17 protein-coding genes and 2 pseudogenes are annotated in these 19,707 nt (G+C 72.4%); 4 read left to right on the top strand and 15 right to left on the bottom strand.

Annotated elements, in window-relative coordinates; genetic code table 11:
• Nucleotides 1-195 precede the first annotated feature (195 nt).
• From cobT to AB0D44_RS27280, 7 genes and pseudogenes are all read right to left on the bottom strand, one after another.
• Nucleotides 196-3,285 carry a nicotinate-nucleotide--dimethylbenzimidazole phosphoribosyltransferase gene (gene cobT / locus AB0D44_RS27310; protein WP_362595659.1) on the bottom strand — a complete coding sequence of 1,030 codons (3,090 nt, stop codon included), beginning with the start codon at nt 3,283-3,285 and terminating at the stop codon, nt 196-198.
• A 274-nt stretch (nt 3,286-3,559) separates the two neighbouring features.
• Nucleotides 3,560-4,774 carry a precorrin-6y C5,15-methyltransferase (decarboxylating) subunit CbiE gene (gene cbiE / locus AB0D44_RS27305; protein WP_362595657.1) on the bottom strand — a complete coding sequence of 405 codons (1,215 nt, stop codon included), beginning with the start codon at nt 4,772-4,774 and terminating at the stop codon, nt 3,560-3,562.
• A gap of 80 nt (nt 4,775-4,854) precedes the next feature.
• Nucleotides 4,855-5,520 carry a GNAT family N-acetyltransferase gene (locus AB0D44_RS27300; RefSeq protein ID WP_362595655.1) on the bottom strand — a complete coding sequence of 222 codons (666 nt, stop codon included), beginning with the start codon at nt 5,518-5,520 and terminating at the stop codon, nt 4,855-4,857.
• Nucleotides 5,521-5,689: 169 nt separating this feature from the next.
• Entirely contained in the window at nt 5,690-6,553 is an 864-nt protein-coding gene (locus AB0D44_RS27295) for a MetQ/NlpA family ABC transporter substrate-binding protein (protein WP_362595653.1), read from the bottom strand.
• A gap of 86 nt (nt 6,554-6,639) precedes the next feature.
• Nucleotides 6,640-7,308 (bottom strand): methionine ABC transporter permease, encoded by a 669-nt coding sequence (locus tag AB0D44_RS27290; protein ID WP_362595651.1) that lies wholly within the window; start codon nt 7,306-7,308, stop codon nt 6,640-6,642.
• The gene (locus AB0D44_RS27285) at nt 7,305-8,396 is read right to left on the bottom strand and encodes an ATP-binding cassette domain-containing protein (RefSeq protein WP_362595665.1); all 1,092 of its coding nucleotides are present in this window, start codon (nt 8,394-8,396) and stop codon (nt 7,305-7,307) included. The genes AB0D44_RS27290 and AB0D44_RS27285 overlap by 4 nt, the downstream gene beginning before the upstream one ends.
• Before the next feature lie 409 nt (nt 8,397-8,805).
• Nucleotides 8,806-8,939, bottom strand: a pseudogene (locus tag AB0D44_RS27280) (HAD family hydrolase); the annotation flags it as partial.
• Between the two features lie 61 nt (nt 8,940-9,000).
• Here AB0D44_RS27280 and AB0D44_RS27275 point away from each other — a divergent pair.
• The gene (locus AB0D44_RS27275) at nt 9,001-9,369 is read left to right on the top strand and encodes a hypothetical protein (protein WP_362595649.1); all 369 of its coding nucleotides are present in this window, start codon (nt 9,001-9,003) and stop codon (nt 9,367-9,369) included.
• Nucleotides 9,362-9,778 (top strand): hypothetical protein, encoded by a 417-nt coding sequence (locus AB0D44_RS27270; RefSeq protein WP_362595647.1) that lies wholly within the window; start codon nt 9,362-9,364, stop codon nt 9,776-9,778. The genes AB0D44_RS27275 and AB0D44_RS27270 overlap by 8 nt, the downstream gene beginning before the upstream one ends.
• 2 nt (nt 9,779-9,780) lie before the next feature.
• Here the strand turns inward: AB0D44_RS27270 and AB0D44_RS27265 are convergent, their stop codons facing one another.
• The 3 genes and pseudogenes from AB0D44_RS27265 to AB0D44_RS27255 all read right to left on the bottom strand — a co-directional run bounded on the left by AB0D44_RS27265 (nt 9,781) and on the right by AB0D44_RS27255 (nt 12,148).
• Nucleotides 9,781-10,287 (bottom strand): GNAT family N-acetyltransferase, encoded by a 507-nt coding sequence (locus AB0D44_RS27265; RefSeq protein ID WP_362595645.1) that lies wholly within the window; start codon nt 10,285-10,287, stop codon nt 9,781-9,783.
• Nucleotides 10,288-10,324: 37 nt separating this feature from the next.
• A pseudogene (locus tag AB0D44_RS27260) lies at nt 10,325-10,893 on the bottom strand (sigma-70 family RNA polymerase sigma factor).
• A gap of 73 nt (nt 10,894-10,966) precedes the next feature.
• Nucleotides 10,967-12,148: a glycerophosphodiester phosphodiesterase gene (locus AB0D44_RS27255; RefSeq protein ID WP_362595643.1), complete on the bottom strand. Its 1,182-nt coding sequence runs from the start codon at nt 12,146-12,148 to the stop codon at nt 10,967-10,969.
• Between the two features lie 134 nt (nt 12,149-12,282).
• Here AB0D44_RS27255 and AB0D44_RS27250 point away from each other — a divergent pair, with 134 nt between their 5' ends.
• Nucleotides 12,283-13,050, top strand: coding sequence for a lysophospholipid acyltransferase family protein (locus AB0D44_RS27250; protein ID WP_362595641.1), 768 nt, complete (start codon nt 12,283-12,285; stop codon nt 13,048-13,050).
• A 10-nt stretch (nt 13,051-13,060) separates the two neighbouring features.
• Here AB0D44_RS27250 and AB0D44_RS27245 read toward each other — a convergent pair whose 3' ends face one another.
• The 4 genes from AB0D44_RS27245 to AB0D44_RS27230 all read right to left on the bottom strand — a co-directional run bounded on the left by AB0D44_RS27245 (nt 13,061) and on the right by AB0D44_RS27230 (nt 18,001).
• Nucleotides 13,061-14,533, bottom strand: coding sequence for a membrane-associated oxidoreductase (locus tag AB0D44_RS27245; protein WP_362595639.1), 1,473 nt, complete (start codon nt 14,531-14,533; stop codon nt 13,061-13,063).
• Between the two features lie 69 nt (nt 14,534-14,602).
• Complete coding sequence (locus AB0D44_RS27240; RefSeq protein ID WP_362595637.1) at nt 14,603-16,147, bottom strand: MFS transporter; 1,545 nt, start codon at nt 16,145-16,147, stop codon at nt 14,603-14,605.
• A complete protein-coding gene (locus AB0D44_RS27235; protein ID WP_362595635.1) occupies nt 16,144-16,695 on the bottom strand; it encodes a helix-turn-helix domain-containing protein in 552 nt (183 codons plus the stop codon). Before AB0D44_RS27235 ends, AB0D44_RS27240 begins: the two co-directional genes overlap by 4 nt.
• Nucleotides 16,696-16,729: 34 nt before the next feature.
• Nucleotides 16,730-18,001 (bottom strand): hypothetical protein, encoded by a 1,272-nt coding sequence (locus AB0D44_RS27230; RefSeq protein ID WP_362595634.1) that lies wholly within the window; start codon nt 17,999-18,001, stop codon nt 16,730-16,732.
• Nucleotides 18,002-18,177: 176 nt separating this feature from the next.
• Between AB0D44_RS27230 and AB0D44_RS27225 the strand changes: the two genes are divergently transcribed.
• Nucleotides 18,178-18,687 (top strand): HAD domain-containing protein, encoded by a 510-nt coding sequence (locus AB0D44_RS27225; protein WP_362595632.1) that lies wholly within the window; start codon nt 18,178-18,180, stop codon nt 18,685-18,687.
• An 88-nt stretch (nt 18,688-18,775) separates the two neighbouring features.
• On the opposite strand, the gene bla is transcribed toward AB0D44_RS27225, so the two are convergent.
• Complete coding sequence (gene bla / locus AB0D44_RS27220) at nt 18,776-19,705, bottom strand: class A beta-lactamase (RefSeq protein ID WP_362595630.1); 930 nt, start codon at nt 19,703-19,705, stop codon at nt 18,776-18,778.
• Nucleotides 19,706-19,707: the final 2 nt, after the last annotated feature.

Here is a 19,707-nt window from a genome sequence, read left to right as displayed (position 1 = left end):
GAGCTCCGCTACCCAGATCGAGGACCAGAACACCAACACCGACTGGTACAAGTGGACCCAGCCCGTCGCCGAAGGCGGCATGGCCACGCCGGCGGGGGGGCGGCACTGCCTTCCGGGCGATCCGGCCCGCTGTCCGGCTCGCCGGCGTGTGCGGCGCGGTTCGGGGCGGAGCCCCGGGAGAGCGGCCCGCAGGGGCTACTTTTCCGTGACGCCCGCGGAGTCGAACGTGGCGACCTCGTGCATCGCGCGGGCCGCGCTCTGCACCAGCGGGAGGGCCAGCAGCGCGCCCGTGCCCTCGCCGAGGCGGAGGTCCAGGTCGACCAACGGGCGCAGGCCGAGCTTGTTGAGGGCCGCCACGTGGCCCGGCTCCGCGCTGCGGTGGCCCGCGATGCAGGCCGACAGCGCCTCGGGGGCGATGGCCCGGGCCACCAGGGCGGCCGCGCCCGCGCTCACGCCGTCCAGGATGACCGGCGTACGCAGGGAGGCTCCGCCGAGCAGGAGGCCGACGATCGCCGCGTGCTCCAGGCCGCCGATGGCCGCCAGGACGCCGATCGGGTCCGCCGGGTCCGGCTGGTGGAGTTCCAGGGCGCGGCGTACGACGTCGACCTTGCGGGCGTGGGTCTCGTCGTTGATGCCGGTGCCGCGGCCGGTCACCTCGGCCGGGTCGACCCCGGTGAAGACCGAGATCAGCGCGGCCGAGACGGTGGTGTTCGCGATGCCCATCTCGCCGGTGAGCAGGGCCTTGTTGCCCGCGGCGACCAGGTCGCGGGCGGTCTCGATGCCGACCTCGATGGCGGCGACGGCTTCCTCCCGGGTCATCGCCGGGCCGGTGGAGAGGTCGGCCGTGCCCGGGCGGACCTTGCGCGGGAGCAGCCCGGGGGTGGCCGGCAGGTCGCCGGCGACGCCCACGTCGATCACGCAGACCTCGGCGCCGACCTGGTTGGCGAAGGCGTTGCACACCGCCCCGCCGCCCAGGAAGTTGGCCACCATCTGGGTGGTGACCTCCTGCGGCCACGGGGTGACCCCCTGGGCGTGCACACCGTGGTCACCGGCGAAGATCGCGACGGCGGCGGGCTCGGGGATCGGCGGCGGGCAGACCCGGGAGAGGCCGCTGAGCTGGGCCGAGATGATTTCGAGCATGCCCAGGGCCCCGGCGGGCTTGGTCATGCGCTTCTGCCGCTCCCAGGCCTCGCCGAGCGCCTTCGCGTCGAGCGGGCGGATGCCGGCGACGGTCTCGGAGAGCAGGTCGTGCGGCTCCTCGCCGGGCAGGGCGCGGCGCCCGTACGTCTCCTCGTGCACGACCCAGGACAGCGGCCGGCGCTGGGACCAGCCGGCCTGTGCGAGCTCGGGCTCCTCGGGGAACTCGTCCACGTAGCCGACGCACAGGTACGCGACGACCTCCAGGTGCTCCGGCAGGCCGAGCGCGCGGACCATCTCGCGCTCGTCGAAGAAGCTGACCCAGCCGACGCCCAGGCCCTCGGCGCGCGCGGCGAGCCAGAGGTTCTCGACGGCGAGGGCCGAGGAGTACGGGGCCATCTGCGGCTGGGTGTGCCGGCCGAGGGTGTGGCGGCCGCCGCGGGTGGGGTCGGCGGTGACGACGATGTTCACCGGGGTGTCGAGGATGGCCTCGATCTTGAGTTCCTTGAACTGCTTCGCCCGGGCCTTGGGCAGGGAGTTCGCGTAGGCCTCGCGCTGGCGCTGGGCGAGCTCGTGCATCGTCCGACGGGTCTCGGCGGAGCGGATGACGACGAAGTCCCAGGGCTGGGAGTGGCCGACGCTGGGCGCCGTGTGGGCGGCCTCCAGGACGCGGAGCAGCACCTCGTGCGGGATGGGGTCGGTGCGGAAGCCCTTGCGGATGTCGCGGCGCTCGCGCATGACGCGCAGCACGGCCTCGCGCTCGGCGTCGTCGTAGGCGGGAGCCGGGTCGCCCGCGGAGGGTTCGGCGGGAACGGTCTGCGCCTCGACCGGGATCTCGGCTTCGGCCTCTGCCCCGGTTGCACCTTCGGCCGCGGCGGCCACCGGCACGGGCTCCGCCGGGGCGGCCTCCGCCGGAACGGGCTCCGCCGGAGCGGCCGGGGCCTCGGCGACGGGCTCGGCCGGTGCGGCCTCGGCCATGGCCGGCTGGGGCTCCGCGGCCGGCGCCTCGGGCTGGGCCGGTACGGGGACGGGGGCGGGCGCCACCGGGGTGACGGGCTCGGCGGCGGCCGGCTCGGGCCGGGCGGCCTCCACGGGCACGGGCTCGGCCACCGGCTCGGGGTGCTCCGGCGCCTGGACCGCCGTGTCCGCGGGGGCGGGCGCCGGGACGGACTCCGGCTCGGGCAGCGGCTCGGGCCGCGGCGCCGACTGCGGCTGCGGCGCGACGGCCTCGACCGCCACGGGGGCCGGTACGGGCTCGTGTTCGGGCGCGGGGACGGGCTCCGGCTGCGGCTCCGGGACGGCCGCCACGACCGGCTCCGGCTGCGGTACGGCGACCGGCTCGGGTACGGCGACCGGCTCGGGCTGGGCCGGGGCCTGGGTCTGGGGCTCCGGCAGGGCTTCGGGCTCGGGGGCGGCGGGGTCTTCGACCGCCACGGGGGCCTCGACGGCCACCGGTGCGGGGGCCGGCTCCGGGTCCCAGGGGGCGCCGGCCTGCAGCGGGATCTCGCCCGGCTGCGGCGCGGGAGCCGCCGGGACGTCCAGGTACTCCGGACCCGTGGCCGGCGGTCCCGGCCGGCGCGCCGGAGCCGGCGCAGCGGCCGGACCCCGGTCGGCGAGGGACCGTACGACCCCGCCGGTGGCCTCGGGCACGGGCGGGCCCATGTGCAGCGGACGGCGGACCGGAGCGGCGGCCTGGGCCGGGGCGGCGGCCGGGGCGACGAGTCCGCCGAGGTCGAGCGCGCCGGAGTCGCGGCCGCCCGTCTCGTGGGCGCCGGCGCCGTAGGACGGGAACTCGGGGTAGGCGGCGGGCTCGTGGTAGGCCGGGGCTTCCGGGTACGACGGCTGGGTCCCGTACGGCGCGTCCCCGTAGCCGAGTGACTCGGCGTGCCCGAGCTCGGCCGGCGGGGGCTCGACGGGGAAGGCGGGGGCCTGCGGGACGACCTGGGGGTCGCTCCACGCGCCCTGGCCGCTCGGCATCAGCAGCAGTTCCTCGTCCTCCGGCTCGGCCGGGTCGTCCACGAGGTCCTGGAAGGCGTAGCCGGGGGGAAGGGGCGGCGGGAGCTGGACCGGAGCGGGGATGCCCTGCTGATCCACCATGCCCGCGTTGTCCGGGTGACCCTCGCCCGGGACCTGGCCGGTGTCAGTCATGCGTACCCCTCGCCCATCGGTGTTGCCTGTTCGATCGCCCGGTCGCCCAAGAGCCCGCCGTGCGGTGTTGCCGTGCGGTGCTGCCGTGCGGCGCCCTTGCCTCACGCGCGCCTGCGCGACAACCACTAAGCATTGTCGCGCCCGTTCGCCACCGTGGCGGCCATAACCGCCACGGTCCACTGTGGACTGCGCCACGTCGCGCGTCGTCCGGTGCCGTGATGCCCGAATCGTCCAGGGCAGTACGACGATCGGCCAGCCTACCCCGGCCCTGTCGTCAGCGGGTCACGGGGCGTTCGGCCGCCAGCAGGAAGACGACGGAGCGCTCCTGTTCGGTCCACGTGCGGGTGTCCAGGCCCACGGACTGGAGCAGCGCGCACTCGACGGCGTACCCGTGTTCGGTGAGGACGCGGCCGATGGCCTCCGCCTCGTCGCGCGTGGAGGCGTGGCTGACGATCCGTTCGGGGCGGCGGTCGGCGACGGCCGCGACGACCGCGGCTCCCCCGCCGCCGACCCGTACGACGTCGGGTTCGGGCAGGTTCTCCAGGACGTGGGGGGCGCGCCCGGCGACGGCCTGGAGCTGTACTCCTCGGTTGCGGGCCGCGGCAGTTGTGCGTGCGACGGCCTGCGGGTCGGCGTCGACGGCGATGACGGCGGCGCCGAGTGCGGCGGCGTCCACGGCGAGTGCGCCGGAGCCCGTTCCGATGTCCCAGACGAGGTCGCCGGTGCGGGGGCCGAGCCGGGCGAGCTGTGCGGCCCGCAGCTGCGCGGACTCCCCTTCCCCGGTGTCCGGCCGGGGCCGGGCCCAGCCGCGCTCACCGGGGCGGGAGCGCTCCGGGCTCTGGCCGAGCAGCCAGCCGGGTTCGGCGGCCAGGGCCTGCCCGGTGCCTCCCCCGCCGATGACGATGACGACGTTCGGGTCGCGCCAGGTGTGGTCGGCGGCCTTGTCGGAGGTGAGGACGCTCACCTGTTCCCGGTCGGTGCCGAGTTCCTCGCAGATGACGAACGTGCGGTGGACTCCCTCGAGGAGCAGCGCGAGTTCGGCGGGTCCGGCGCCGGGCGAGGTGAGGACGGCGACCTTGCCGTGGGCGCGGATGACGTTGACGGCGCGGCGCAGGGTGCGGGGGTGGGCGACGACGACCTGGGCGTCGTCCCAGGGCATTCCGGCGCGGGCGAAGGCGGCGGCGACGGAGGAGACGGCGGGGACGACCTCGACCTCCAGGCCGTGTTCCGGGGCGCGCAGGGTGCGGACGACGCCGAAGAAGCCGGGGTCTCCGTCGGCGAAGACGACGGCGGTGCCGCGGTGGCCGGCGATGCGGCGGGCGGCGAGGCCGAGGCTGCCGAGGCGGATGCGTTCGGCGGCGGGCGGGACCTCGGGGAGCGCGAGGTGGTGGGCGGCGCCCGCCACCAGGGTTGCGGCGGAGAGCGCGGACCGGGCGGCCGCGGTCAGGGGTGAGCCGTCCCAGCCGATCACCGTGACCCGGTCGGCCATCGTCGTCAGTCTCCTGGTGTGGGGGCGGGCGAAGCTTCGGCGGTCTTCTGCGGGGGGCTGGGCACGGTGAGACTACCTGGTCATCGGGTCAGTTCCCGGTCGGCGGCGTCGGCTCTGTCGACGGAGTAGGTGTCGTATCCGTCGTAGTCGCCGTAGCCGTCCGCGTCGTCGAGGTCCTCGGGCAGGAGGCTCCAGACGATGACGTCGGTGCGGGTGTCGGTCCAGCTGCCGTCGGCCGCCTGGGTACGCACTATCCAGGCGTTGCGCAGGACCCCCTCGCTGATGCAGCCGATCTTCTGGGCCACCTGCTGGGAGGCGGTGTTGTCGGCGGCGGTGCGCAGTTCGAGGCGTTCGAAGCCCTGGTCGCGGAAGAGCCATCGGCTGACGGCGAGCACGGACTCGCTGGCGTAGCCCTCGCCGCGGGCCCAGGGAGCGGTGACGTAGCCGACCTCGGTGGCGCGGGTGCGCCAGTTGGTGTTCTGGAGGTGGACGATGCCGACGAGGCGCTGGGTGAGGAACTCGGTGACCGCGAAGACGATGCCGCGGCCCTCGGTGCGCTCGGCGTGCGAGACGCGCGTGGCCCAGGCGCGGGCGTCGGCCCGGGTGTAGGGGTGCGGTACCGAGGTCCAGGCGGTGACGCCCTCGTCGTTCATCATCTCGGTGAGTGCGGTGACGTCCTCTTCCTCGAACGGGCGCAGCACCAGCCGGTCCGTGCTGATGGTGACGTCCGGGAAGGTGGTAGTCATGCGCAGCTCCATGCCTGAGACCGTGGTGCGGGACCGTTTGTGCGGGTCGTAGGCCACAGCATGCAGCATGGACCGGAGGAAGTGCAGGGCCGGGTTGCCCGGAAGCGGGCAGAGCTCGGCCCCGCGCGCCAACAGGAGCGTGCGGGGCCGATGTGCCTGACCGGTCGGCTCAGGAGGCGGGGGTGCCGAAGGCCGGGATGACCGAGCCCTGGTACTTCTCCTCGATGAACTTCTTGACGTCGTCGGAGTTCAGGAGCTTGGCGAGCTTCTGGATCCGCGGGTCGCCCTGCTTGCCTTCCTTGACCGCGAGGAAGTTGGCGTACGGGTTGCCCTCGGCCTTCTCGAGGATCAGGGCGTCCTTGGCGGGCGACAGGTTGGCCTCGAGGGCGTAGTTGCCGTTGATGACGGCGGCGTCCACGTCGTTCAGGGCGCGCGGGACCGTGGCGGCCTCCAGCTCCTTGAACTCCAGGCCCTTCTTGTCGGTGATGTCGGACAGCTTGGCGGCGGTACCGACACCCTCCTTGAGGGTGATCAGGTTGTTCGCGGCGAGCAGCTGGAGCGCGCGGCCCTCGTTGGTGGTGTCGTTGGGGACGGCGATGGTCTGGCCGGCCTTGATGTCGGTGAGGGCCTTGACCTTCTTGGAGTAGAGGCCGAGGGGCTCCAGGTGCACGTTCACGACGGGCACGATGTGCGTGCCGTTCTTCTTGTTGAAGTCGTCGAGGTACGGCTTGTGCTGGAAGTAGTTGCCGTCGACCTGGCCCTGCTCGGTGGCGGTGTTCGGCAGGACGTAGTCCGTGAACTCCTTGACCTCCAGCTTGAGGCCTTCCTTGGCCGCGAGCTTGTCCTTGACGAAGTTCAGGATGTCGGCGTGGGGGCTCGGGGAGGCCGCGATGACGAGCGGCTTGCTCTCATCGGTCTTGCCGCCCGCGGTGTTGGTGGAGGACGGGTCGGAGGAGCTGCCGCAGGCGGTGAGGCCGAGGGCGAGCGCGGTGGCCGTGGCGGCGAGGGCGGTGAGCTTGATGTTCTTGCGCACGAAGAGTGCCTTTCTTGCTGTTTTCGAGTGGCGGCCCAAGCACGACAAGTGCGGGCCTTCGGGGAGGAGAGGTCTGTCGGCCCGGTTCAGGCTGTCCGGCCGCGGCGGGCCAGGAGGCGGACCACGCCGTCGCCGAGCAGCTGGATCACCGTGACGATGGCGATCAGTACGACGACGGTGGCGACCATGAAGCCGGTCTCGAAGCGCTGGAAGCCGTAGGTGATGGCCTTGGATCCGAGGCCTTCGCCGCCGACGGCGCCGGCCATGGCGGAGTAGCCGACCAGGGTGATCACGGTGGTGGTGACGCCGGCGACCAGGGAGGGCAGGGCCTGCGGCAGGAGCACCTTGCCGACGAGGGTGGGGATGCCGCCGCCCATGGATTCGACGGCCTCGATCAGGCCGTGGTCCACCTCGCGGACGGCGGTCTCGACGAGCCGGGCGAAGAAGGGGATGGCGCCGATGGCGAGCGGGACGATCATGGCGGTGGGGCCGATGAAGGTGCCCACGACCGCGGTGGTGACCGGGATGAGGAAGATCAGCAGGATGATGAACGGCAGCGAGCGGCCTATGTTCACGATCACGCCGAGCACCTTGTTGAACGGCCGGTTCTGCAGGAGGCCGCCCTGGTCGGTGAGGACCAGCAGGATGCCGAGGGGCAATCCGCCCAGGACGGTCACCAGGGTGGACCACAGCACCATGTAGAGGGTGTCGTAGGTGCCCTGGGTGAGCAGGGGCTGCATCTCGGACCAGGTCACTTCGCACCATCCTTGACCAGCGCGGCCAGTTCGTTGTCGATCGCGTCGGCCTTGTCGCCCGCGTCGGCCTTGTCGCCCGCGTCCTCCTCGTCGACGATGTCGACCTGGAGGCCCTGTTCGCGCAGGAAACCCACGGGGACGACGTTGTCCTCGAAGCGGCCGGGCAGCTCGATGCGCATGCGGCCGATCTGGCGCCCGGCGACGGTGTCCATCGCGGCGCCCAGGATCGAGATGTCGATGTTGTAGGTGCGCGAGAGCTGCGAGATGACCGGCTGGGCGGCGGCTTCGCCGTGGAAGGTGACGTCGACGACCGTGCGGTCGGGGCCGGTGGCGGCGCCGGTGACCGGGAAGAGTTCGCCCGCGAGCTCGGAGCCGGGTGTGGCGAGCAGCTGGGCGACGGTGCCGGACTCGACGATCCTGCCGCGCTTCATGAGGGCGGCCGAGTCGCAGACGGACTTGACCACGTCCATCTCGTGCGTGATGAGCAGCACGGTGAGGCCGAGCTGCTGGTTGAGGTCGCGCAGCAGCTGGAGGATGGAGCGGGTGGTCTCCGGGTCCAGGGCGCTGGTGGCCTCGTCGGACAGCAGCACCTTGGGGTCGCCGGCCAGGGCGCGGGCGATGCCGACGCGCTGCTTCTGGCCGCCGGAGAGCTGGGTGGGGTAGGCCTTGGCCTTGTCGGCGAGGCCTACCAGGTCGAGGAGTTCCAGGGCCTTGCGCGAGCGCTCGCGGCCAGGGACGCCGAGGATCTCCAGGGGCAGCTCGATGTTGCCCTGGACGGTGCGCGAGGACAGCAGGTTGAAGTGCTGGAAGACCATGCCGATGCGGCTGCGGGCCTCGCGCAGCTCCTTGCCGGCGCGGCGGCCGCGGCCGGCGAGGGCGGTCAGGTCGACGCCGTCGACGCTCACGGTGCCGGTGGTGGGGCGCTCGAGCAGGTTCACGCAGCGGATCAGGGAGGACTTGCCGGCGCCGCTCTGGCCGATGACTCCGTAGACCTCGCCCTCGCGGACGTGGAGGTCCACGCCGTCCAGGGCGGTGACCTCGCGGCCACGGGACTGGTAGACCTTCGTGAGGCCCGATGTGGTGATCACAGGAATTCCGTCGCTGTCGAGTGCACGGCGCAGCAGGCTGCCGGGCACGGGGCAAACATCTGGGGACGCGATACGGGTCGAACCGTCATGGAGCGGATGGCGTCGACGCGTGCGCGGGGCAGGAGCGGTCCGCTGGGACGCGGACGGGCTCGGCCGGTCTCGCTTCGGGGCGCGAGGCGTGCGGAAGGGGCCCTCAGAAGGCGCGCATTCGACACATACAACGAGCACCGGGCGTCATCGTCGCCTCGGTCGCAAGGGTGCGGCTGCTCGTCGTGGTCATGGGCCCCAGTAAAGCAGACATGTCGCTTCACCGATCAACGATGTCCGGATAGCGGACGGAAAGCGGCCGCATACCGGACAACCCCGGGCGCTGCCGGCACTCCGTCCCGAGGGTCAGGACCCCGTCGCCGACCTGCACCGGCACGGCCGGAAGGTCCCGCACGTCCACGTCCGCGTCGAGTTCGGCTGCGGGTGCGTTGTGGTCAAGACCACGGTCCGCATCCCCGCTGCGCGTCCTGCCGCCGGCCCGGCCGGAGCGTCCTCGGACAAGCGCCCCGCCAGGGGTGCGCGCATCGGGTCTTTCGGCCCGTAATACCCTCGCTGCATGCTCGACGCCCTGACGGTCGCCATCGGCGTGGCCGCACTCGCCCTCGCCGCATGGTGCGGCCACGCCGCATGGCGGGACCAGCCGACCAAGGACTGGCACTTCATCGGCATGGCCGTGGTGACGGTCCTGGTGCTGGCCCAGCTGGTGGTGGGCCTGGTCCGGCTGGCCCGCGGCGAGAAGCCCGACGAGGGCGCGGTGATCTTCGTGGCGTACCTGCTGGGCGCCTTCGCGGCGGTGCCGGCCGCCGGGCTGCTCTCGCTGACCGAGCGGACCAAGTGGGGTTCGGTGACGGTGGCCGCGGGCGCGGTCGTCCTCGCCGTCCTCGAAGTACGGCTCTACGACATCTGGGGAACCGCCGGTGCCTGACACGACGACCGCCACACCCGCCGGGCGCACACGGCTCGTTTCCGGTCCGGGGCTGCTGCTGGTGTGGCTGTACGGGGTGATGGTGGTCGGCGCCGTGTCGCGGTCGGCCTACCAGATCTCCACCGAGTTCGACCGGGCGCCGCTGGCGTACTCGCTGTCCGCCGCGGCGGCCCTGGCCTACGCGTTCATCACGTACTCGCTGGTGCGCGGCGGGGAGACGGCCCGCAAGGCGGCGCTGGCCTGCTGCGCCGCCGAGCTGGCCGGCGTACTGGCCGTCGGCACGTGGACCCTGGTGCGGCCCGACGCCTTTCCCGACGCGACCGTGTGGTCGCAGTTCGGGATGGGCTACCTGTTCATCCCGGTGGTCCTGCCGGTCACCGGGATGCTCTGGCTGCGCCGGAAGCGCTGATTTCAGGCGCTGACCGCGAAGTCGGTGGCGTCCTTGGCTTCCTTCTCCAGGATGACCAGCTGGACGCCGTCCGAGGCTGTGCGGCCGCCGACCTTCGTGTAGCCGGCCTTGCGGTAGAGCCGCAGGTTCGACTCGCTCTTGTGACCGGTGTGCAGACGGAAACGGGTGGTGGCGCCGTGGCCCGCGAGGGCCTCCTCGACCGCGCGCAGCAGGCGGGCGCCGAGACCGTGGCCCTGCAGCCGCGGGTGCACGCACAGCTTGGCGATCTTCCCGGTGCCGTCCTCGTCGACGCTGCCGCGCACGGTGCCGACGACCTCGTCGCCGAGCCGGGCCACCAGCACGGTGTCCGTGGCCAGCTCCGCCTTGAGGGAGTCAAGGGACTGGGTGAGCGGCTGGATGAGGTAGTTGCCGTACAGCTCGGCCTCGCGCTGGAAGGCCAGGTACTGCAGTTTGAAGATCTGCTCAGCGTCCTCGGCAGCCGCCGCCGAAATGGTCACGCTCATGCCCATGTGCGCATGCCTCCCGCTCACCTGGTAGCCCGTTGGTCTACCGCTCCTTTCCCCGCAGGCCAGGAGCCGCAACCTCTGCAGCCAGCATTCTGCGCAGACATCCCAGGCATCGGGAACGCACGGGCCCCAAACTTCCTTGTGAGATACCCAACTCTCCTGCGATTTCACGGTAAGTGAGGTCTCTTGCGAAAGAAGTGCCTTCATGAGCTCGGGGCAGCGCCCGGGCAATCGGGCGACCGCCGATCGGAGGGCCCGGTTCTCCTCGCCGTTCAGGAGGACGTCCTCCGGTACGCCGCCCGCTTCCGCGGGAGCCGCGCCGACCGCACGGTGACGGCGGCGGCCGTCCACGGGCTGGTGGCGGTGGTCGTAGGGGATCTCCCGGCGCGCCCGCCGCCGGGCGAGGCGGGCCTCGGCGCGCACCGCCCGGCGCAGCCAGCGCGCGCGGCCGGTGGGGTCGGGGTCGCGCGGGCCGCTCTCCAGCAGCCTGACCCAGACGGCTTGTTCCAGGTCGGCCGCCTCGACTCCGGTGCCCGGGGCTTCCGCAGCCGCTTCGGCGGAGAGCAGCGGGCCGAGCTTCTCAAAGAGGTCAGCCTTCAGCAGGTCCATGCCGGGCGGGACGAACGGTGTGCGCCCGGCGGTTTCCCCGCCGGGCGCGTCCCACTCGTACGGGAAGCTCCGCTCAGCGGTTGACGGGGCGTCGGCCCGGGTGGAAGGCCTCCGCCGCGAGGAGTCCGGTGTCCGGGTTGTCCGTGAAGATACCGTCGATGCCCTGGTCGAAGTAGGTCCGGAAGGCGGCGAAGGCGTCCCCGTACGCGGCCGGGTCCGTGCCCTTGCGGAAGTCGGCGGGCAGGAAGCTGTTCTCGTTCCGCGCGGTGTAGGGGTGCAGCTGCAGCCCCTGGGCGTGGGCGTCCTTGACCAGGGTGGTCGGGGCGCCGAGCCGGCCGGCCGCGTCGCGCGGCAGGATCAGGTCCATGGTCGGTCCGATGCCCTGGGCGAAGCCGGCGATCCACTTCAGGCCCTCGGGCTTGACCAGGTCCGCCACCGTGCGCGGGTCGTGGGCCTCTTCGAAGTCCCAGGGGCGGGTGCCCGCCGCGGAGAGCAGGACGACGCGGGGCGCGGAGACCAGCCGGGAGAGCCGCTGGATGCTGGACGGCTCGAAGGACTGGAGGAAGACGGCCGAGTCGTGGCGGTCGCGTCCGTGGCGGCGCAGCAGCCTGGCGAGCGGTTCCTCCAGGCCGAGGCCCAGGGCCCGGAAGTAGCTGGGGTGCTTGGTCTCCACGTGCAGCCAGACCTGCTTGTCGCGCCGGCGGCCTTCCCGGTTGGCCCAGCGCAGGACCTCCTCGAAGGTGGGCACCGCCCACTGGCCGTCGTAGAGGGTGTTGCGCTGCCGGATGGCGGGGATGCGTTCCTTCGCGCGCAGGGTCTTCAGCTCGGCGAGGGTGAAGTCCTCGGTGAACCAGCCGGTGACGGAGACCCCGTCGACGGACTTGGTGGTCCGGCGCCCCGCGAACTCGGGGTGCTCCGCGACGTCCGTGGTGCCGCCGATATCGTTCTCGTGCCGGCACACCAGGTGCCCGTCCTTGGTCGGGACGAGGTCCTGCTCGATGACGTCGGCTCCCAGGTCGAGGGCGAGCTGGTAGGAGCCGAGCGTGTGCTCGGGCCGGTAGCCGCTGGCTCCGCGGTGGCCGATCACCGTCGGGTGCGGGAGGTCCCGGAACCCGCCCTCGTCGTGCCCGCCCCCCGTGTCGGTGGCCCTTGCGGACGCCGAGGCCGGTCCCGCCGCGAGGCCGGCGAAACCGGTGCCCGCCGCCAGGACGGCCGCGCCGAGGACCGCCCGCCGTGCTGCCCCACCCTGTGTCATGAGTGCCACTCCCCCTCGCGAAAACGCCCGAATCGGCGTGCCGATCGTAGGCGCGGCGGGGTTTCCGGCGAGGGTGTCCCGTCGGAACACGGCGGAAACGTGCGTCAACACTGCGTATCCGACTCGTGAACCCGATGTGCGATCAGAGCGGACCCGCGAGTATCGTCCTCACCTGCACTACCGCCGCGTGGTGGGTGCGAGAACCGCTTTTCGATGCCGGAGGGCCCACGTTGTTCCGTACGCGCCTCATCAAAGCCACTGTCGGACCGGTCATGCGCCTGATGTTCCGCACCCGTGTGGAGGGCATCGAGAACATCCCCGGGACCGGGCCGGTGATTTTGGCGGGCAACCACCTCACCTTCATCGACTCCATGATCCTTCCGCTGGTGTGCGACCGCACGGTCCACTTCATCGGCAAGGACGAGTACGTCACGGGCAAGGGGATCAAGGGCCGCGCCATGGCCTGGTTCTTCACCGGCTCCGGCATGATCCCCGTCGACCGCGACGGGGCGAACGGCGGCGTCGCGGCCCTGATGACCGGCCGCCGGATCCTCGAAGAGGGCAAGATCTTCGGCATCTACCCGGAGGGCACCCGCTCCCCCGACGGCCGGCTCTACCGCGGCCGCACCGGCATCGCCCGCCTGACCCTGATGACCGGGGCCCCCGTGGTCCCGTTCGCGATGATCGGCACCGACAAGCTCCAGCCCGGCGGCGCCGGGATGCCGCGCCCGGGCCGGGTCACCGTCCGCTTCGGTGAGCCGATGGAGTTCTCCCGCTACGAGGGCATGGACCGCGACCGGTATGTGCTGCGCGCGGTCACCGACTCGGTGATGGCCGAGGTCATGCGGCTGTCCGGCCAGGAGTACGTGGACATGTACGCGACCAAGGCGAAGGCCGCCTGAGCCCGTCGGCTCACTGCCGCTGGAGGGACCGGCTGACGCCCGCCGCCGTGGTGGTGGCGAGGATCCAGCCGGTCACGATCAGCAGGTAGGACAGCCACTGGTACCAGCCGCTCGGCGCGTAGGCGGACTCCTGCCCGAAGCTGATGATCGGCACCAGCAGGTCGATCGTGTAGAAAACCGGGTTGAAGTCCGGGGCCTCGCCCGCCTTCAGGGGCCGCGGCGGCTGCCCCGCGTAGGCGATCGATCCGGTCAGCAGCAGGGCCATCAGCCAGCCGACCGCCCGCAGCGGCCGGAAGCCGTAGCCGACGGTGACGTCCTGGAGCTTGCCCCACAGCCGGGCGTGCCGGGGCAGGGTGCGGCGGTGCCTGCGCAGCTTGGCGAGCTGGACGGTCCGGGCCGCGGCCTCGTCGCCCGCCGTGCGGTAGGCCGCGGCCAGCTGCTCGTAGGAGTACGGGAGGTATCCGGACTCCTCGCGCTCCAGGGCGGGCAGCCGCTGTTCGGCCGGCAGGTGCGGGCTGATCGCCCGGTAGCTGAGCCCGGCCATGCGCACCGTACCCGGCCAGGTCTCGGGCTCCACGTGCAGCAGGTCGAACTGGGAGCGGCGCAGGTTGACCCCGCCCTGGATGGTGTCGCAGTCCCTCAGCCAGAACTCGCCGACGGTGCAGCTGCTGGCGCGCAGGGCCACGCCGCCGGGATTGACGAGCCGGGCGTAGGCGAGGTTGAGCTGCCCCGGTATGCGGGATCCGGTGAGGTTGACCCGGCCGAGCAGCTGTGCGCGCATCGCCCGCATGTCGGTGCCGACGGTCATGGTCTCCGCGTGCAGGGCGGTGCCGCCGGGCGCGTGGAGGGTGGCGTCGTCGAGGTTGATCTGGCCGCCGACGACCGCGCCGTTGATCCGCATCTGGCCGTGTACGGTCAGGTTGAAGGCGATGATGTCGGTTCCGATGGCGGCATGGTTGAGCTGGAGCGGCGCTTCGCCGGCCAGTTCACCCTCGACCGGGCCGATCACGGCGCCCTGGAGGAAGAGTCCGCCGTCTATCCGGGCCCCCGCGAGGCGCACCGGGCCGCTGATCCGGCAGCAGGACAGCCGCAACACGACCTCGACGCGGACGGTGGAGGCGGTCAGGCCCGGCAGGGACGACTCGGTGAGGACCAGTGCGCGCAACCGTGCCCCGTAGAGCCCTGGTTTGCGTTCGAACCAGCACCCGCGCATCCGCATCGGGACGTCGATCGAGGCGTATTTGAGGTCCAGTTTCCCGGTGACCTTGGCGCCCTTGATCTTGAGGCCGGCGACTTGGCCGGGCTCGCTGGGTCCGCTCAGCAGCAGGGCCATGAGCACCTCGGCGCGCACCGTGCGCTCCGGCCCCCACGAGGCTCCGTCGGCCGCTTCCTCGTCGGGGCTTTCCCGGAAGTCGACGCCCTCCCCGCGCGGGAAGGCCTCCCATACGCGGCGTTCCGCCGGGGTCAGGTCGTTGATCTCCATCGCCGGGATGGTGTCCCGCGCTTCGACGGAATGTCAACTCCGCGCCGACGAGCCGTCCCTGGCGGGACGTCAGTGCTCGATGCCGTCCTGGAGCCGCTGGCCCTTCAGCAGGAACCAGGCGGCCGCGGCGGTGGCCAGCAGGACGGCCGCACCCACGCCGGAGGCGAGCCGCAGCCCGTCCGTGAAGGCCTCCTGTGCCGCTCCCACCAGCTGCCCGGCGGTGTGGGGGTCCAGTGCCCTGGCCGCTTCGACGGCGCCGCCGAGGGATTCGTGCGCTGCGTCGGCGACGGGTCCGGCGACGGCGGCGGGGGCGGTGAAGCCCTGGTAGACGCCGGTCACGATGGAACCGAGCAGGGCGATGCCGAGGGCGGCGCCGAGTTCGTACGCCGTCTCGGAGACGGCCGAGGCCGAACCGGCCTGCTCCTTGGGCACGCTGGAGAGGATCACGTCGGCGGTGACGGTGAAGGAGAAGCCGGCGCCGAGTCCGACGACGAGCAGGGCCGCGCCGAGCAGCGGGTAGCCGGTGTCCTTGTGGATCACGGTCAGCACGGCGAGGGCCAGGCCGATGGCGGCGAGTCCGCCGGCGACGACGGAGCGCACCGAGTAGCGGCGCGCGTACCGGCCCGCGACCAGACCGGTGACCACCGCGCCGATGGCGGCGGGCAGTTCGGCCAGTCCCGCCTCCAGCGGGTCGCGGCCCTGGACGAGCTGGAGGAACTGGGAGAGGAAGAAGACCAGGCCGGAGAGCCCGAAGACGGTGAGCAGGTCGGCGAGGACCGCACCGGAGAAACCGCGGTGCTTGAAGAGGCGCATGTCGAGCAGCGGGGACGGCAGGCTGAACTGGCGGCGGACGAAGGCGTACAGGCAGCCGGCGCCTATGACGGCGGCGGCCCAGACGCCCCAGGTCATGCCGTGGGTGGCGACTTCCTTGACGGCGTACACGACGCCGATGACCCCGACGAGGGAGAGGCCGACGCTGAACAGGTCCCAGGGGCCCGCGACGGGGTTCTTGGACTCGGGCAGCAGCCGGATGCCGACGACGACCAGGACGATCATCACGGGGAGGTTGATGAGGAAGACCGATCCCCAGTAGAAGTGCTGGAGCAGGGCCCCTCCGACGACCGGGCCGACGGCCGCGCCGGCCGAGGCGGTGGCGCCCCAGATGCCGATGGCGAGGCTGCGCTCCCTGGGGTCGTGGAAGATGTTGCGGATCAGCGCGAGGGTGGACGGCATCAGCGTCGCGCCGGCCACGCCGAGCAGGGCCCGGGCGACGATCATCATCTCGGGGCTGGTCGCGTAGGCGTTCAGCACCGAGACGGCGCCGAAGGCCGTGGCGCCGGCCAGCAGGAGCTTCTTGCGGCCGATGCGGTCGCCGAGGGAGCCCATGGAGACGAGCAGTCCGGCGATGACGAAGGAGTAGATGTCGCCGATCCACAGCAGCTGCGTGCCGGACGGCTTGAGGTCTTCGCTGAGGGAGGGCGTGGCCAGACCGAGTACGGTCGCGTCCACCGCGACCAGCAGCACGGCCAGGACGAGCACGGAGAGCGCGAGCCAGCGCCCGGAGCTCTTCGCCCCCGCCTCCTTCGTCCGGCTCAGCTGCTCGGTTCCGGTCATTTCTGCACACTCCGTCTTGCGCCACCGAGCAACAGCTCGATGATCATGTACTGGAAGTCTTTGGCGGCGACCCGGCCGTCCATGACGGCCCAGGCGCAGGTGCCGATGAGGCCGTAGAGGGCCTCGGTGAGCCAGGCGGGACTCAGGTCGATCCGGATGTCGCCCTCGGCCTGGCCCCGCCGGAAGAGCGCGCCGACGCGGGCGTCGAGGCGGGCCCATCCCTCGTTGACCTGGTCGCCCTCGAAGAGCTGGTTCTCGGTCACGAGGAAGGCCAGCAGCTGGGCGTTGGGCTCGGTCGCGGCGACGAGCCGCTTCAGGGCGTCCACGGCCGTGCCCTCGTCGAGGCGGGCGTTGTCGAAGGCCACCTCGAATTCCCGGATGCCGAGTTCCTCGAGGGCCCGTACGAGCGCGTCGCGCCCGGCGAAGTGCCGGTGGAGCGTCGCGCGCCCGATGCCCGCGGCACGGGCGACCTCGTCCATCGTGGCGGTCGATTTGCGGGAGAGCAGGGCCGCCGCGTCGCGGAGCACCTGGTCACGATCCATGGCCATGAGACAAGCATACCCCGAATGAGACGCTGACGTCTCACCGAGGTGGGTCGAGCTGGGCGAGGGCGCCGCGCAGCCTGGCGCTGATGCTGTCGGCGCGCTGTCGCTGCTGCGGGGCCACCGCTTCGGTGTGGTGGATCTCGATGCTCAGACGGCCCCCGAAGGTACTGATCACGCAGGCGCCGCCGCTGGGGTGGTGCGGGCCCGGCGCCGAGGTGAGGACCGAGCGGAAGTCGGTGGCCCGGAGTCCTCGGGGCATCCGCGGCGCCGGGACCCGGCCCCAGTTGGTGACGAGCAGCATGCCCGGGGGCGGCGTCACGCCTGCCGTGCTCTTCTCGGGGACGTGCAGCGGTGTCTGCTGCACGACGCCCTCGGCGATGGCCGCCGCCAGCGAGGCGCAGATGCTGCGGCCCAGCTCGACCAGCCCGGTCGTCCCGGCCGCGGGCAGGTATCGTGCGGCCCCGAGCAGGTTGGTGCCGTCGGTCGTGCCGACCGCCGGCGTGAGCCGCGTGCGCAGGTCCACCGGATAGAGGTAGATCATCTCGGTCAGCGGAAGTCCGCGGATCTCGGCGTCGCTCAAGAGGATCGCGGCCGAGACCAGACCGTTGATCGTGACGCCCTCCCGGTGCCCGAGCTCGACGAGCGCGGCGGTCTCGTCGACCGACAGGTGGCAGCGCGCGACCAGCGGCGGGACGTGCCGGCCACCGCCGACGGGTGCTGCGGCGACGGCCGGTGGGGCGACCACCGGTTCGACCGCGGCCTGTTCGGCGGCCTGCGGCCCCGCCGGCACCGGCCAGGCCCTCTTCTCGATGCCGCGCTGGGCGAGCAGTTCCTCGACCGGCACCGGATACGGACGTACCTCGCGCTCGGGCGAACGCCCCGTCACCACATCCGTGTAGCACGACCACAACTCGGCGAGCACGGCCAGCGAGTGACAGGCGTCCGCGATGCTGTGGTGGGTGAACAGCGTCACGTCGGCGGTGTCGCCGTCGCGCACCACGGACACGTGGCTGAGGACGGTACGCTGATCGAACTCCGGGCCGTGGACCAGCTGATCCTCATCCCCGTCCACCACCGTGATTCCCGGTGTTCCCGCCGACGCGGCGACCAGATCGAAGCCCTCGCCGTCCGCCGGCTCCAGCCGCGCGCCGAGCACCGGATGGGCCCGCACCACCGCTTGGTAGGCCGCGGCGAGCGCCGCCACGTCCAAGCTGCCGGACACCCGCACCGCATAGCCCATGTACACGCCGGCCCTCGCGAATGTCTCTTCGCTCGGTGCCAGCGGGCGGATCACCGCAGACGTGGTCATCGAGTCGAGCTCCCCTTCTCCTGGACGAGCAGCGTGCAAAAGGGACATCAAACCCCCGCACGCAGGCCGGAGCAATCCGGTTTCCGGTCCGCCGGAGGCGACCGGAGCGGACATCACGTCCCCCTCACGCGAAAAACGAGCTGTCCTCGAGCAGCCGGAAAGGAATCCTGCGCACCATGAAGCCACTGCTGCTGATCGACGTCGACGGACCGCTGAACCCCTACGCGGCGAAGGCACAGCGCCGCCCCGAGGGCTACCGCACCCACCGGATGCGCCCGACGGGCTGGACGGTCGCCGAGAGCGCGAAGCCCCTGCGCGTCTGGCTCAACCGCGCCCACGGCGCGGACCTGCTCGCGCTCGCGGACTCGTACGAGCTCGTGTGGGCCACGACGTGGAAGGACGAGGCGAACGACTGGATAGGGCCGCACCTGGGCCTGCCCCGACTCCCCTACATCGACTGGCCGGCGATGCACGGCCGGGCGCCGCGGGGCACCTTCTGGAAGACCCAGTACATCCTCGACTACGCGGGCGCCCGGCCTTTCGCGTGGATCGACGACGACATCACGGCCATGGACCACGAGTACGTCGACCAGCGCCACCCCGCGCGGGCGCTGCTCCTGCGCGTCGACGAGCGGATCGGGCTGACCCGGCCCGACTTCGACGCGCTGCGCGACTGGGCGGCGTAGGGCGGGCCGGGTGAGCAGGGGCGGGCCGGGGTCGGCAGGGCGGGCCGGGTGAGCAGGGGCGGGCCGGGGTCGGCAGGGCGGGCCGGGATCAGGTGAGGGCCGAGGCCAGCAGCCGGGCGGTCTCGGCGACGAGCACGTTGTCCCGGGGGCCGGTCGGCGAGCCCGGCTTGGTCGTCAGGACCGCCATCACGATCGGGGCGCCGTCCGGCGGCCACACCACCCCCACGTCGTTGGCCACCCCGTACTCGTGCCCGCCACCTGTCTTGTCCGCCAGGATCCAGTCCGCGGGGAGGCCGGCCTTGAACCGCTCGGTGTTCGTCGTGTTGGCGATCAGCCAGCCGGTCAGCATCTCCCGGTCCCCCGGCGCCAGCGCGTCGCCGAGGAGCAGCCGCGCGTACGTCCTCCCGATGGCCCGGGGGCTGGTGGTGTCGGTCACCCGGCCGGGTTCCGCCGAGTTCAGTGCGGGTTCCCAGCGGTCCAGCCGGGTGATCCGGTCCCCGAGCGAGCGGCTGAAGCGGGTGATCGCCGTGGGGCCGCCCAGGTGCTCGAGGAGCAGGTTGGCGGCGGCGTTGTCGCTCAGGCTGACGGAGGCGGAGCACAGGGCCCCGACCGTCATGCCGTTGGCCACGTTCTCGGGCTTGCCGGTCTCCGGGCCGTACCCCGACGCCGTGACGTACTCCTGCGTGTACCGGATGCGCTGCGCGAGGAACGCGCCGTCCTCGTCGAGGTCCCGCAGGACGGCCGCGGCGGCGAGCCCCTTGAAGACCGAACACATCGGGAACCGCTCGTCCGCGCGGTACACCACCGTCCGGCCCGTGCCCGTGTGGCGGGCGAACACGCCCAGCCTGGCGGAGTGCTCCCGTTCCAGCTCCCGCAGCCGCCGGGGCACCGCGGCCGCCGGCTCCGCGGCGTGGGCCGGGCCCGCGGCCGCCGCGGCCAGGCCGCTGAACAGGACGGTCCCCGTACCGAGTGCCAGTACCGCGCGCCGGGACGGACCGGTTCCCGAGGTGTGCACCATCG

Origin of the sequence: Streptomyces sp. NPDC048349 (genome assembly GCF_040651925.1) — a bacterium.
Lineage (GTDB): Bacteria > Actinomycetota > Actinomycetes > Streptomycetales > Streptomycetaceae > Streptomyces.
The sequence above is the reverse complement of the archived record's forward strand: the minus strand, read 5'-3'. Positions and strand labels throughout refer to the sequence as shown.